We start from the raw sequence: 12,820 nt of genomic DNA on the forward strand, positions 1-12,820 counted from the left end.
CGCCGGATCGGTCTGATTGCCGGGGGATGCCGGGTTCAGGCTAGCCCGTGACCCTCCGTGCCGCTTCGGCAGAGCGCCCGTACGGCTGCCTGTCGGGGGCGGTGACCGCCCCGGGTACGCTGCGAGCTGCCGTCCCCCCACCGACGCGGCCGCCCCACCGGCCCGAAGAACACGAGAGGCAGCGCAGGTGACCGTTCGTACTCCGGCATCGCGTATCCGCAGGGTCGTCCTGCCCGTGGCGCTCTGCGCCGGGCTGGCGGCCGGTCTCACGGCCTGCGCCTCCGACCCGGACGAGGGCACCAACGGGGTCGGGAAGCTGACCGCGACCGCCATCGAGGAGAAGGCGCAGTCCGCGGCGGACGCGGCGAAGGCGGTGCGCCTGGCCGGGACGCTGGTCAGCAAGGGCGGCACGTACAAGCTGAACATGCGGCTCAAGCAGAACGGCGCGAGCGGCTCGGTCACCACGAAGAACGGCACCTTCGAGCTGCTGCGGATCGACGAGGCGCTCTACCTCAAGGCCGACGCCGGCTTCTGGGCGCACGACGACAAGGCGGCCGAGACGCCGGGCGACGCCGACACCGAGGCCGCCGACACGCTCGACGACAAGTACGTGAAGATCCCGCAGGACGACCCCTCGTACAAGCAGCTGCGCGGCTTCACCGAGATGGACGTGCTCCTCGACGGGCTGATCGGCCTGCACGGGGACGTCGTCAAGGGCGACCGGGACAAGATCGGCGGCCTGCGCACCGTGAAGGTCAAGGGCGGTGAGGACGGCGAGGGCGGCACGCTGGACGTCTCGCTGGACGGCACACCGTTCCCGCTCCGCTTCGCGCGCGGCGGCGGCGCGGGCGTGGTGGTGCTCTCGGAGTGGGACAAGGACTTCCCGCTGGCGGCTCCCGCCAGGGAGCAGACGCTGGACTACGGCAAGCAGCTGCCCCGCACCTGAACCGTGCGGGGGCCTCCCGGCCGGGCCAGGGACCGCGCGGGCGGGGCTGTCAGCGCTTGCGGCGCCGCAGGAGCAGCCGGGGCAGCGCGGCCGGCACGGGCCGCCTCGTGATCGCGCCCGAGGGCTGCGGCACGGCGGCCAGGGACCCGTCGGGCAGGTCCGTCGTCGAGTCGACCGGCTCCAGCCGCAGCACCCGGCACTCGCGCGCCCAGCGTTCCGGCATGGCCTCGCCGTCCGGCGCGTTCAGGCGCTTGCCCTTCAGCTCGGCCACCGCGGCGTCCCACTCGGGCGAGCCGGCGGCCAGCTCCCGCACCTCGGCGGTCCAGGCGACGAGCCGGCCGCCCTTGTCCTTGCTGCGGACGGTCACCTCGGCGGTGGCGCCGGCCGGGAGTCCGGGCAGCGGCTGCTCGCCGGGCCCGTCGCCCACGACGTGGGCGGCGCCGTCGAACCAGACGTGCCACAGGGCCCGGGCGGCCGGGGCCTCGCCGCGGACCCAGATGAGGCCGGACTTCTTGGTGGCCTCCTCGACGAGCGCGGGGCCGGGCAGCGTTTCCGTCATGCCCGCAGCCTATCCAGCGGGCGCCCCGCGGACGATGCCGGACCGGACCGGACCGGACCGGCGCCGCCTACAGCCAGCCGTTGCGCTTCAGCGTGCGGTGGATGGTGAAGCAGATCGCCGTGATGCCCAGCAGCACCATCGGGTAGCCGTACCTCCAGTGGAGCTCCGGCATGTGGTCGAAGTTCATGCCGTACACGCCGCAGACCGCCGTCGGGACGGCCACGATCGCCGCCCAGGAGGTGATCTTGCGCATGTCCTCGTTCTGCGCGACCGTCGCCTGCGCCAGGTTGGCCTGGAGGATGGAGTTGAGCAGTTCGTCGAAGCCGACGACCTGCTCCTGCACGCGCGCCAGGTGGTCGGCGACGTCGCGGAAGTACTTCTGGATGTCGGGGTCGACCAGCCGCATGGGCCGCTCGCTCAGCAGCTGCATCGGGCGCAGCAGCGGCGTGACGGCCCGCTTGAACTCCAGCACCTCGCGCTTGAGCTGGTAGATCCGGCCGGTGTCCGTGCCGCGCGTCGACCCCTTGGCCGGCGGTGAGAAGACGTCGATCTCGATCTGGTCGATGTCCAGCTCGACGGCGTCGGCGACCGCGATGTAGCCGTCGACGACGTGGTCGGCGATGGCGTGCAGCACGGCCGAGGGGCCCTTGCCCAGCAGTTCCGGCTCGCCCTGGAGGCGGTGGCGGAGGTTGCGCAGGGAGCCCTGACCGCCGTGCCGGACGGTGATGACGAAGTCCGGGCCGGTGAAGCACATCACCTCGCCGGTCTCCACGACCTCGCTGGTGGCGGTGAGTTCGGCGTGCTCGACGTAGTGGATCGTCTTGAAGACGGTGAAGAGGGTGTCGTCGTACCGCTCCAGCTTGGGCCGCTGGTGGGCGTGCACGGCGTCCTCGACGGCCAGCGGGTGCAGCCCGAACTCGGCCGCGATACCGGCGAATTCGGCCTCGGTCGGCTCGTGCAGGCCGATCCACGCGAAGCCGCCGCTCTCGCGTACCTGGCGCATCGCGCCGCGCGGCGTCAGGCAGTCGTGGTCGTCCACGCGGCGGCCGTCGCGGTAGACGGCGCAGTCGACGACCGCGCTGGACGCGGACGGGTCACGCGTGGGGTCGTAGGCGGTGTAGACGGTGGGGGTCTTGCGCAGGCTGGGCCGCAGGGTGGGACGGACCGCGGCGCGCAGGTCACGGATCATCGACATTCGGCATGCTCCTTCACGGAGAAGCCGTCGGCGAGGCGTGGCACAGCCCGGAATGGGGGCGTGGACCTGATGTCCTACGTCCGCAAAGCGGGCGGCACCGCGGGATCGCGGTGACGGCGTTCGCTACAGACAGGCAAAGGCGAAATGCTCTTCCGTCGTGCGAGCTGCCGGGTGACGGGGACGGGGAAGGTCCTCAGGTCACCGGAAAAGATGCACCGGGCCGGGGTGCGGGGCGGAAGAGCGGTTGGTACTGCCCGATCGACTTCGATCCACGCAGCCCCACCTCCTCCAGCCGGTCCCCCGTGGGGGATGACGAGTAGTCGGGAGTCCCGACCAGCGGCCAAGACTATCAGCCGACTGAGGGTCAATCCCTTCCTTTGCCCGTTCCATACGCGCTTTATGCTCACTGCATGGGAGAAGTTCTTGCTCTGGTCGAGGCCAGGCTGCGCACGGCGCTCGGCGAACCGGACGCGCGGGCGGCGGTGACGTTCCTCGGCACCGATCGGATCGAGGTGCTGCGCTTCGTCGACGGCGACGTGGTGCGCTACGCGACGCTCGGGATGTCCGCCCAACCGATGGCCGACCCGACGGCCGCGCTCGCGGACCCGGTGAAGGGCCCGCGCGCGGAGCTGGTGCTGTCGGTGCGCGGCGGGCTCGCGGACACCGACAAGGTGCTGCGCCCGCTCGCGGTCCTCGCCTCGGCGCCGCAGGTGGAGGGGGTCGTGGTGGCCGCCGGCGCCTCGCTCTACGTGGGTGAACCCCTGTGGCCGGGGGCCTCGTTCACCTCCGTGCTCGTGGCGGAGCCGGGCGGTCTGGTGGAGGACCTGGAACTGGACGACCCGATGGACCCGGTCCAGTTCCTGCCGCTGCTGCCGATGACGCCGAACGAGGCGGCCTGGAAGCGGGTGCACGGCGCGAAGGCCCTGGAGGAGCGCTGGCTGGCCCGCGGCACGGACCTGCGCGATCCGCTGCGCGGGTCCGTGCCGCTGGACTGAGGGAGCGTACGGGCCGGGACCGGACGACCGTCGGCGGGACGGTCCCCGGTCCGGGTCAGCGCGCGACGGCCCTGCGGGCCACGAGGTCGGCGATCACCACGTAGACGACCGCGGGGATGCCGTAGTCGAGCAGCACCTGAAGGCTGTGCTGGGAGACCTCGAAGAGCCCGATCGACCAGCCGGCGAGCCAGTCGGCGGCGGTGTGGAACCAGTCGACGAGGGTGTTCGCCCGGTTGGCGTCGAGCAGGTCCATGACGATCCAGACGACCAGGATGCCCGCGAGGACGTGCGCGATGGTTCTTATGACGGAGTCGATGCCTCTCATGGGCTCCGTTTTGCCCGTGCCCGCCACGGCAAACCGGCCATGACGCGGCCTCAGCCCGCGAAGACCCCCACGCCGTCCTCCGCGGCGTGACGGGGTGCCGCCTCCGCCGCCCCGCGGGTGAGGGAGGCGCGGCGGGTCCGGACGACGGCCGCGCCGAGGACGGCCGCGACGCCGGCGACCACGAACGGCATGTGGAGGTCGCTCCACTCCTCGATCTTCGGCGCGAAGTACGGGGCGGCCGCCGCGGCGAACCAGCGGACGAAGTTGTAGCCCGCGCTCGCCACCGGGCGCGGCGCGTCGGAGACGCCGAGCGCCAGTTCGGTGAAGACGGTGTTGTTGACGCCGATGAACGCGCCCGACAGCACCGTGCAGACGATCGCCGTGGTGTGGTTCCCGTAGCCGAGGACGACGACGTCCGCCGCGAGCAGCACCAGGGAGCCGCCGAGCACGTTCACCGAGCCGAGGCGCCGCTGCAGACGCGGGGCGACCAGGACCGAGAAGACCGCGAGCAGCACGCCCCAGGCGAAGAAGACCGCGCCGGACCGGTAGGGGCTCATGTCCAGGACGAACGGCGTGAACGCGAGCACGGTGAAGAACGCGTAGTTGTAGAAGAACGCGGCGGCCGCGGCGGAGGCGAGCCCGGGGTGCCCGAGCGCCTTGATCGGATCGAGCAGCGACGTCCTGCGGGCGGGCCTGGGCTGCTCCTTCAGGAAGACCGCGATGCACAGGAAGCCGATCGCCATCAGCACGGCCGTCCCGAAGAACGGGTAGCGCCAGCTCGCGTCGCCGAGGACGGCGCCGAGCAGCGGCCCGCACGCCATGCCGAGCCCGAGCGCCGACTCGTACAGCAGGATCGCCGCCGCGCTGCCGCCGGCCGCGGCGCCGACGATCACGGCGAGCGAGGTCGAGACGAAGAGCGCGTTGCCCAGTCCCCAGCCGGCGCGGAAGCCGACCAGCTGCGCGACGGAGTCGGAGGTGCCGGCGAGCCCGGCGAAGACCACGACGAGGGCGAGGCCGGCGAGCAGGGTCCGGCGCCCGCCGATGCGGCTGGAGACGAAGCCGGTGACGAGCATCGCGACGGCCGTGATCAGGAAGTACGAGGTGAAGAGCAGCGAGACCTGGCTGGGCGTGGCGCGCAGGCCCTGGGCGATCGACGGCAGGATCGGGTCGACCAGGCCGATGCCCATGAAGGCGACGACGGAGGCCCCGGCGGTGGCCCACACCGCCGGGGGCTGACGCAGCAGGCCGGCGCCGGGGCGGGTCGCGGCCTCGGCGGCCTCGGCCGCCTCGTCGGCCTCGTCGGCCTCGTCGGCCTCGTCGAAGGGGTCGTCTCTTTCCACGGAAGTCCCTCTCCCTGGTGCCCGCGCCGGCGGCGTGCCCGCCGCGGCGTCCGACGGATGGTTGTGCAGTACACAGAATAAGTTAGACGATCTAATAAATGCAAGATACATCTACCGTGGGGGGTGAACCGTCCCGGCCGGACGGGTGATCGTCCTTGACGCGAGCGCGACGGGGTAGGACCGTTGGGCCTTATGAGGGGCGAACCCAGTTGCCCGAAGTGCGGTGGCCGGGTCAGGGCGCCCGGACTGTTTGCCGATTCCTGGCAGTGCGACGTGCACGGCTCGGTGCACCCTTTGCAACCCGTGATCCCGCCCAGCGTCGAATCCCTCGGTGTCGTCGTGCACCGGGCCCAGGTGCCGGTGTGGATGCCGTGGCCCCTGCCCGTCGGCTGGCTCTTCACCGGGGTCGCCTATGCCGGTGACGACCGCAGCGGTGGACGCGCGACCGCCGTCGCCTGCTCGGGGCCGGGCCCGCTCGGGGGCATCGGCGAGCTGCTGCTGATCGCCGAGGAGCTCGGCGTCGGCCTCGGGGCGCGTTACGCGGGGATCGACGGCCCCGACCCCGGAGCGGGCATCTCCATCGACAAGCCGCCCCAGACCAAGGTGCTCGCCGCGGGCCGCCCCACCCCGCTCTGGCACGTCGCCGGAACCCCGCACGACCGCGCCGTCTTCGCGGGCGAGGCGCGCGGCCTCTGGCTGTGGGCCATCGTCTGGCCGGAGCAGTCGGGCCTGCTGATGTACGACGAGCTGGTGCTGACCGACCTGCGCGACGCGGGCGCGGAGGTCGAGCTGCTGCCCTGCGGGGCGCTGACGCCCCGTCTGCTCGGCTGACGAGCGACTTTCGGGCAACCCCGCGCGGGCCCGGCGCCCCACCCGAAGGCGTGACCGGCGCGTCCGGCCGCCTCCGCGGACCCGGCCCGGACGGCCGGGGACCGGGTGCCCGCCCGGTCGGCGCCGGGTGATCCGTACCGGTGTCCGCGGAACGGGACCGGGTGTTCGATACGCCCGTTATGCTGGAGCGGCCCCTTTGTCCGTTCCGAGCCCCCTGGAGTACCGCGTCGTGCGCATCGATCTGCACACCCACTCCACGGCGTCGGACGGTACGGACACCCCCGCCGAGCTGGTCCGCAACGCGGCCGCCGCCGGGCTCGACGTCGTCGCCCTCACCGACCACGACACCACCCGCGGCTACGCCGAGGCGATCGCCGCGCTGCCCGAAGGGCTCACGCTCGTCACCGGGGCCGAGCTGTCCTGCCGGATCGACGGCATCGGACTGCACATGCTCGCGTACCTCTTCGACCCCGAGGAGCCCGAACTCGCCGCCGAGCGCGAACTGGTCCGGGACGACCGGGTGCCGCGCGCGCAGGCGATGGTCGGCAAGCTCCAGGAGCTGGGCGTGCCGGTGACCTGGGAGCAGGTCGCCCGCATCGCCGGCGACGGCTCGGTGGGCCGCCCGCACATCGCCGAGGCCCTCGTCGAGCTGGGCGTCGTCCCCGACGTCTCCGGCGCCTTCACGCAGCAGTGGCTCGCCGACGGCGGCCGGGCGTACGTGGAGAAGCACGAACTCGACCCGTTCGACGCGATCCGGCTCGTCAAGGCGGCCGGCGGCGTCACCGTCTTCGCGCACCCGCTCGCCGTCAAGCGCGGCGAGGTCGTGCCCGAGGCCGCCATCGCCCGGCTCGCCGCGGCCGGCCTCGACGGCATCGAGATCGACCACATGGACCACGACGAGCCCACCCGCGCCCGACTGCGCGGCCTGTCCCGCGAGCTCGGGCTGCTCGGCACCGGCTCCAGCGACTACCACGGCAGCCGCAAGACCTGCCGGCTCGGCGAGTACACCACCGACCCCGAGATCTACGGCGAGATCACCCGCCGCGCGGCCGGAGCCTTCCCGGTTCCCGGCGCCGGGGGACGCGCCTGACCCCAGGGGCCGCCCTGCCGATCGTGCCGGACTGATCGACAGGCCCCCCAGTCCTCGCTGAGGGCGGTCACACCGACGGAACACCCCTCCACGGGTGGGTCGCCGTCGGTCTCTCCGCGGCGTTCTCGTCGCGGATGCCTGCCCGCGTGGTCACGCACGCGCCGCGCCGCATCGTGCCGCGCCCGCATCGTGCCGCCCCGTGCGACTCCCCAGTCCCACACCCCTCGTACATCCCGACTCGCAAGGCTCACCGTGTTCGACGTCGCCGTCTTCGGCTCGCTCTTTCTGACCCTTTTTGTGATCATGGATCCCCCCGGGATCACCCCGATCTTCCTCGCCCTCACCTCCGGCCGGCCCGCCAAGGTGCAGCGCCGCATGGCCTGGCAGGCGGTCGCCGTGGCCTTCGGTGTCATCACCGTCTTCGGCATCCTCGGGCAGCAGATCCTCGACTACCTGCACGTCTCCGTGCCCGCGCTGATGATCGCGGGCGGACTGCTGCTCCTGCTCATCGCGCTCGACCTGCTCACCGGCAAGACCGACGAGCCCAAGCAGACCAAGGACGTCAACGTCGCGCTGGTCCCCCTCGGCATGCCGCTGCTCGCCGGGCCGGGCGCCATCGTGTCGGTGATCCTCGCGGTGCAGCACGCCGACGGCGTCGGCGCGCAGATCTCCGTCTGGACCGCGATCGCCGCCATGCACGTCGTGCTCTGGCTGACCATGCGCTACTCGCTGGTGATCATCCGGGTCATCAAGGACGGCGGTGTCGTGCTGGTGACCCGGCTCGCCGGCATGATGCTGTCGGCCATCGCCGTGCAGCAGATCATCAACGGCGTCACCCAGGTGATCCAGGGCAGCTGAGCCCGCCCCCGGACACCACTGCGCCCCCGTACGGATTCCGTTGCGACGGAGTCCGTGCGGGGGCGCGGTGCGTGAGTGAGTGCCCTCAGGCCCTGCGGCGTTACGAGGCCGCGGTGTCGGCCGGGCGGATCCAGATGCGCTGACCGATCGAAGCGGCCTGCTGCACGATCCGGTTGACGGAGGCGGCGTCCACGACGGTCCGGTCGACGGGCGTGCCGTCGATGTCGTCGAGTCGCAGGATTTCGAAGCGCACAGGCTTCTCCCTTCGTCTGAGTTGATCCTCCTGATGGAGAACTGGGTTACACATGGGTCCAACGGGATGCACCCTGCAAACATTCCCTACGCTAAGGAAATTTTTTGGATGCCTAACTACTCGCAGGTAGGGGGCGTTGTCGGGAGGCTCGGCAGCGGCGGACAATGAGGCCCGTATGAACGACGCAGAGAACCCTCAGACACCGCCCGGCGACCCCGTGGGCGAGCTCGGTGCCCGCCTGGAGCGCACCAATGAGCTCCTCCAGCGGATGCTGGCCGAGGTGGCCAAGACCCCTTCGACCCACGCCATCTTCGTCGACGCAGGTTACGTCTATGCTGCGGCCGGGTTGCTGGTGGCGGGTACCGAGGACCGGCGCTCCTTCGACCTCGACGCCGAGGGGCTCATCGAGGCCTTCATCGACAAGGCCCGCACGATCTTCGCGGACAGCCGCCTGCTGCGCGTCTACTGGTACGACGGCGCCCGGCGGCGCATCCACACCCCCGAGCAGCAGTCGATCGCCGAACTGCCCGACGTCAAGGTGCGCCTCGGCAACCTGAACGCCAACAACCAGCAGAAGGGCGTCGACTCCCTCATCCGCTCCGACCTGGAGTCCCTCGCCCGGCACCGCGCCATCAGCGACGCGGCCCTCGTCGGCGGCGACGAGGACCTCGTCTCGGCCGTCGAGGCCGCCCAGGGCTACGGCGCCCGCGTCCACCTCTGGGGCATCGAGGCCTCCGAAGGGCGCAACCAGGCCGAGCCGCTGCTCTGGGAGGTCGACAGCCAGCGCACCTTCGACCTCGACTTCTGGCGCCCCTACGTCACCCGGCGCCCCGTCACGACCTACGAGAACGAGGGCGAGCCGCCCCCGTCGCGCGACGAGGTCCGCTTCGTCGGCGCGCAGATCGCCGCCACCTGGCTCGCCGAGCGCGGCCCGGACGCGCTGGCCGAGCTGCTGCCAGGGCACCCGTACCTGCCGGGCCCGGTCGACCAGGACCTGCTCATCGAGGGGGAGAAGCTGCTGAGCCGCTCCCTGCGCGGCCACGCGGTGCTGCGCCGGGCGCTGCGGGACGGCTTCTGGCAGCACCTCCGCGCCCAGTTCTGACCTCCGCCGGGGCCGGCCGGGGTCCGGGACCCGCCCGGGGAGCCCTCAGCAGAGGTCCCAGAACGCCGTCAGGCGGTCCGCCAGCTCCTGGGGGTGCGAGACGTTGGGAGAGTGGCCCGCGCCCGTCACCACCGTGTGGCGGGCCCCCGTGCGGTGCGCGGCTGCGGCCAGCTCCTCCACCGGCCAGACGGTCTCCTCGTCCCCGTAGGCGATGTGCAACGGCATCCCGAGCCCGGCGAGTTGGAGGGTGCCGTCCGGGTCGCGGTTCAACAGCCGTCCGGTGGCAGCCAGTTGGACGATCCGGGTGCGCATCCACCGGCGGCGCAGGAAGTACACGATCTCCGGCGGGTCGCCCGCGTCCGGCTGTTCGCCACGGCTGTCCAGCCAGCGCGTCGTCCGCCAGACCTGCTCCTTGGACAGCAGCGCCAGCGCGGCCCGCAGCGCGCGCACCCGGACCCGCTGCGGCCGGGCGACCCGGCCGGGCCCCGAGGACAGCAGCGTCAGCGAGCGGAAGGCCTTCGGCGCCAGCGACGCGGCCGCGCGGGCCACCAGCCCGCCGAAGGAGTGCCCCAGCAGGTGCACCGGGCCGTCCCCGAGCGCCGCCGCCTGCGCGACGGCGTCGAGCGCGAGCGCCCGCCGCGTGTACGCGCCCCGGTGCCGCGGCCCCGCGCTCTCGTGCTGGCCGCGGCCGTCGACCGCCACCGCGCGGTATCCGGCGTCGCTCAGCGGCCCGAGCAGGGCCAGGAAGTCCTCCTTGCTGCCGGTGTAGCCGGGCAGCAGGAGCGCCGTCCCCCGGCTCTCGCCCCGGGGTGCCGTGTCCAGGACGGCGAAGTCACCGCGTGCCGTCCGCAGCCGGCGGGCGCGGGTGCGGGGCGGGAGTTCCAGGGACCGGGGCTTGCTCATAAGGGGAGCGTAGCCGCAGGCAGTGGCCGTGCCCGGACACGGCGGCGGCCCACCCCCGGGAGGGGGTGGGCCGCCGCGCGGGTGCTGCTGCGGGGTGTGTCAGCTCTCCGGCTGGGCCGCCGCCTTCTTCGTCGTGCGGCGACGCGGGGCCTTGGGGGCCTCGGCCGGCTCGGCCGACGCGCCGGCCTCGACCGGGGCGGTGGCCTTCTTGACCGTACGGCGACGCGTGGTCGTCTTCGGCTCCGAGGCGTCGGGCGCCTCGGCGGCGGCGACGGCCTTCTTCGTCGTCCGGCGGCGGGGAGCCTTGGGGGCCTCCTCGACGGTCTCCGTGGCGACCGGTGCCTCGACGGCGGCCGGGGCCTCGGCGGCGACGGCCTTCTTGGCCGTGCGGCGGCGGGGAGCCTTGGGGGCCTCCTCGACGGTCTCCGTGGCGACCGGTGCCTCGACGACGGCCGGGGCCTCGGCCACGACGGCCTTCTTGGCCGTGCGGCGACGCGGGACCTTCGGCGCCTCCTCGACGGTCTCCGTGGCGACCGGTGCCTCGACGACGGCCGGGGCCTCGGCCACGACGGCCTTCCTGGCCGTGCGGCGACGCGGGACCTTCGGCGCCTCCTCGACGATCACGGGGGCCTCGACCACCGTGGTGGTGGCGGCGGCCGCCGCGGCGGCCGCGGCCGCGCTCTCCGGAGTCTGGAAGGTCACGGTCTCGGCCTCGGGCCGGATGATGCGGGCGCGGCGACGGCGGGGAGCCTTCGGGGCCTCCTCGACCTTCTCCGCGGCGGCGACCGGAGCGGCCTTGGCCACCGGGGCGGCCTGCCTGACCGGAGCCGCCTGCGCGGCCGGAGCCTGCGCGGCCGGAGCGGCGGCGGCAGGCGCGGCGCCCGAGCCGCTGGAGCGGGTGCGACGACGGCGGCGCGGGGTGCGCGTCTCCGACGGCTGCTCCTGGGCGGCCGGGGCGGCGGCCGGAGCCGACGCCTCGACGGCCGTGGTCGCGGCCGTGGTCTCGTCGACCGTGGAACCGCCGCGGGTACGGCGCCGCTGGCGCGGCGTGCGGGTACGGGCCGGGTGCTCCTCGGCGGCCGGGGCCGCGGCGGCCTTCTTGCCGCGGCGTCCGCCGGGCTCGCCCAGGTCCTCGAGCTCCTCGGCGCCCAGACCCGCGCGGGTCCGCTCGGCGCGGGGCAGGACACCCTTGGTGCCCGCCGGGATGTCCAACTCCTCGTACAGGTGCGGGGAGCTGGAGTACGTCTCGACCGGCTCGTGGAAGTCCAGCCCGAGCGCCTTGTTGATCAGCTGCCAGCGCGGGATGTCGTCCCAGTCGACCAGGGTCACGGCCGTGCCCTTGTTGCCCGCGCGGCCGGTGCGGCCGACGCGGTGGAGGAACGTCTTCTCGTCCTCGGGCGACTGGTAGTTGATGACGTGCGTGACGCCCTCGACGTCGATGCCGCGGGCGGCGACGTCGGTGCAGACGAGAACGTCGACCTTGCCGTTGCGGAAGGCGCGCAGCGCCTGCTCGCGAGCGCCCTGGCCGAGGTCGCCGTGCACCGCGCCGGAGGCGAAGCCGCGACGCTGCAACTGCTCGGCGATGTCGGCCGCCGTGCGCTTCGTACGGCAGAAGATCATCGCGAGCCCGCGGCCGTTGGCCTGCAGGATGCGGGAGACCATCTCCGGCTTGTCCATCGAGTGCGCGCGGAAGACGTGCTGCTTGATGTTGGCGACGGTCACGCCCTCGCCGTCGGGCGAGGTGGCGCGGATGTGCGTCGGCTGCGACATGTAGCGGCGGGCCAGACCGATGACCGCGCCCGGCATGGTGGCCGAGAACAGCATGGTCTGACGCTTCGCCGGAAGCATGTTCATGATCTTCTCGACGTCAGGCAGGAAGCCCAGGTCGAGCATCTCGTCGGCCTCGTCCAGGACGAGTGCCTTGACGTGGGACAGGTCCAGCTTGCGCTGGCCGGCCAGGTCGAGCAGGCGGCCGGGGGTGCCGACGATGACGTCGACGCCCTTCCTGAGCGCCTCGACCTGGGGCTCGTAGGCCCGGCCGCCGTAGATGGCGAGCACGCGGACGTTACGGACCTTGCCGGCGGTCAGCAGGTCGTTGGTGACCTGGGTGCACAGCTCGCGCGTGGGGACGACGACCAGGGCCTGCGGGGCGTCGGTCAGCTGCTCGGGCTTGGCCCGGCCGGCCTCGACGTCCGCGGGGACGGTGACGCGCTCCAGGAGGGGAAGGCCGAAACCGAGGGTCTTGCCGGTGCCGGTCTTGGCCTGGCCGATGACGTCGGTGCCGGAGAGGGCGACCGGAAGGGTCATCTCCTGGATCGGGAAGGGGGACACGATGCCGACGGCTTCGAGCGCCTCGGCCGTCTCGGGAAGGATCCCGAGCTCTCGGAAAGTCGTAGTCAGGGTGCTGCCTCTTCTGTGAGACG

13 protein-coding genes are annotated in these 12,820 nt (G+C 72.8%); 6 read left to right on the plus strand and 7 right to left on the minus strand.

Annotated elements, in window-relative coordinates; translation table 11 throughout:
- The first annotated feature begins 187 nt into the window (after positions 1-187).
- The gene (locus EAO71_RS30910; RefSeq protein ID WP_147981087.1) at positions 188-946 is read left to right on the plus strand and encodes a hypothetical protein; all 759 of its coding nucleotides are present in this window, start codon (positions 188-190) and stop codon (positions 944-946) included.
- 49 nt (positions 947-995) lie between these two features.
- Here the strand turns inward: EAO71_RS30910 and EAO71_RS30915 are convergent, their stop codons facing one another.
- Both EAO71_RS30915 and EAO71_RS30920 read right to left on the minus strand, forming a co-directional pair.
- The gene (locus EAO71_RS30915; RefSeq protein ID WP_147981088.1) at positions 996-1,505 is read right to left on the minus strand and encodes a hypothetical protein; all 510 of its coding nucleotides are present in this window, start codon (positions 1,503-1,505) and stop codon (positions 996-998) included.
- 67 nt (positions 1,506-1,572) lie between these two features.
- Positions 1,573-2,700 carry a magnesium and cobalt transport protein CorA gene (locus EAO71_RS30920; protein WP_147981089.1) on the minus strand — a complete coding sequence of 376 codons (1,128 nt, stop codon included), beginning with the start codon at positions 2,698-2,700 and terminating at the stop codon, positions 1,573-1,575.
- 410 nt (positions 2,701-3,110) lie between these two features.
- On the opposite strand from EAO71_RS30920, the gene EAO71_RS30930 reads away from it, so the two are divergent.
- A complete protein-coding gene (locus tag EAO71_RS30930) occupies positions 3,111-3,695 on the plus strand; it encodes a suppressor of fused domain protein (RefSeq protein WP_147981090.1) in 585 nt (194 codons plus the stop codon).
- A 55-nt stretch (positions 3,696-3,750) separates the two neighbouring features.
- Here the strand turns inward: EAO71_RS30930 and EAO71_RS30935 are convergent, their stop codons facing one another.
- Complete coding sequence (locus EAO71_RS30935) at positions 3,751-4,020, minus strand: hypothetical protein (protein ID WP_147981091.1); 270 nt, start codon at positions 4,018-4,020, stop codon at positions 3,751-3,753.
- 50 nt (positions 4,021-4,070) lie between these two features.
- Positions 4,071-5,360 carry an MFS transporter gene (locus EAO71_RS30940; RefSeq protein WP_147981092.1) on the minus strand — a complete coding sequence of 430 codons (1,290 nt, stop codon included), beginning with the start codon at positions 5,358-5,360 and terminating at the stop codon, positions 4,071-4,073.
- Positions 5,361-5,552: 192 nt separating this feature from the next.
- Between EAO71_RS30940 and EAO71_RS30945 the strand changes: the two genes are divergently transcribed.
- From EAO71_RS30945 to EAO71_RS30955, 3 genes are all read left to right on the plus strand, one after another.
- Positions 5,553-6,191 carry a DUF6758 family protein gene (locus EAO71_RS30945; protein ID WP_147981093.1) on the plus strand — a complete coding sequence of 213 codons (639 nt, stop codon included), beginning with the start codon at positions 5,553-5,555 and terminating at the stop codon, positions 6,189-6,191.
- Between the two features lie 229 nt (positions 6,192-6,420).
- The gene (locus tag EAO71_RS30950) at positions 6,421-7,281 is read left to right on the plus strand and encodes a PHP domain-containing protein (RefSeq protein WP_147981349.1); all 861 of its coding nucleotides are present in this window, start codon (positions 6,421-6,423) and stop codon (positions 7,279-7,281) included.
- 252 nt (positions 7,282-7,533) lie between these two features.
- On the plus strand, positions 7,534-8,139 hold the full coding sequence (locus tag EAO71_RS30955) for a MarC family protein (protein ID WP_147981094.1): 606 nt from the start codon (positions 7,534-7,536) through the stop codon (positions 8,137-8,139).
- Between the two features lie 100 nt (positions 8,140-8,239).
- Here EAO71_RS30955 and EAO71_RS30960 read toward each other — a convergent pair whose 3' ends face one another.
- A complete protein-coding gene (locus EAO71_RS30960; RefSeq protein WP_147981095.1) occupies positions 8,240-8,392 on the minus strand; it encodes a hypothetical protein in 153 nt (50 codons plus the stop codon).
- Between the two features lie 175 nt (positions 8,393-8,567).
- Between EAO71_RS30960 and EAO71_RS30965 the strand changes: the two genes are divergently transcribed.
- Positions 8,568-9,494, plus strand: coding sequence for an NYN domain-containing protein (locus tag EAO71_RS30965; RefSeq protein WP_147981096.1), 927 nt, complete (start codon positions 8,568-8,570; stop codon positions 9,492-9,494).
- Between the two features lie 45 nt (positions 9,495-9,539).
- Here EAO71_RS30965 and EAO71_RS30970 read toward each other — a convergent pair whose 3' ends face one another.
- Complete coding sequence (locus tag EAO71_RS30970; protein WP_147981097.1) at positions 9,540-10,397, minus strand: alpha/beta fold hydrolase; 858 nt, start codon at positions 10,395-10,397, stop codon at positions 9,540-9,542.
- Between the two features lie 99 nt (positions 10,398-10,496).
- On the minus strand, positions 10,497-12,704 hold the full coding sequence (locus EAO71_RS30975) for a DEAD/DEAH box helicase (RefSeq protein WP_261992425.1): 2,208 nt from the start codon (positions 12,702-12,704) through the stop codon (positions 10,497-10,499).
- Positions 12,705-12,820 lie beyond the last annotated feature (116 nt).

Source organism: Streptomyces sp. MS191, assembly GCF_008042125.1.
GTDB lineage: Bacteria > Actinomycetota > Actinomycetes > Streptomycetales > Streptomycetaceae > Streptomyces.

Coding starts and splice junctions, on each gene's coding strand:
- EAO71_RS30920 (WP_147981089.1), bottom strand. CDS start 2,700: ATGTCGATGATCCGTGACCTGCGCGCCGCGGTCCGTCCCACCCTGCGG.
- EAO71_RS30935 (WP_147981091.1), bottom strand. CDS start 4,020: ATGAGAGGCATCGACTCCGTCATAAGAACCATCGCGCACGTCCTCGCG.
- EAO71_RS30975 (WP_261992425.1), bottom strand. CDS start 12,704: ATGACCCTTCCGGTCGCCCTCTCCGGCACCGACGTCATCGGCCAGGCC.
- EAO71_RS30970 (WP_147981097.1), bottom strand. CDS start 10,397: ATGAGCAAGCCCCGGTCCCTGGAACTCCCGCCCCGCACCCGCGCCCGC.
- EAO71_RS30930 (WP_147981090.1), top strand. CDS start 3,111: ATGGGAGAAGTTCTTGCTCTGGTCGAGGCCAGGCTGCGCACGGCGCTC.
- EAO71_RS30945 (WP_147981093.1), top strand. CDS start 5,553: ATGAGGGGCGAACCCAGTTGCCCGAAGTGCGGTGGCCGGGTCAGGGCG.
- EAO71_RS30965 (WP_147981096.1), top strand. CDS start 8,568: ATGAACGACGCAGAGAACCCTCAGACACCGCCCGGCGACCCCGTGGGC.
- EAO71_RS30915 (WP_147981088.1), bottom strand. CDS start 1,505: ATGACGGAAACGCTGCCCGGCCCCGCGCTCGTCGAGGAGGCCACCAAG.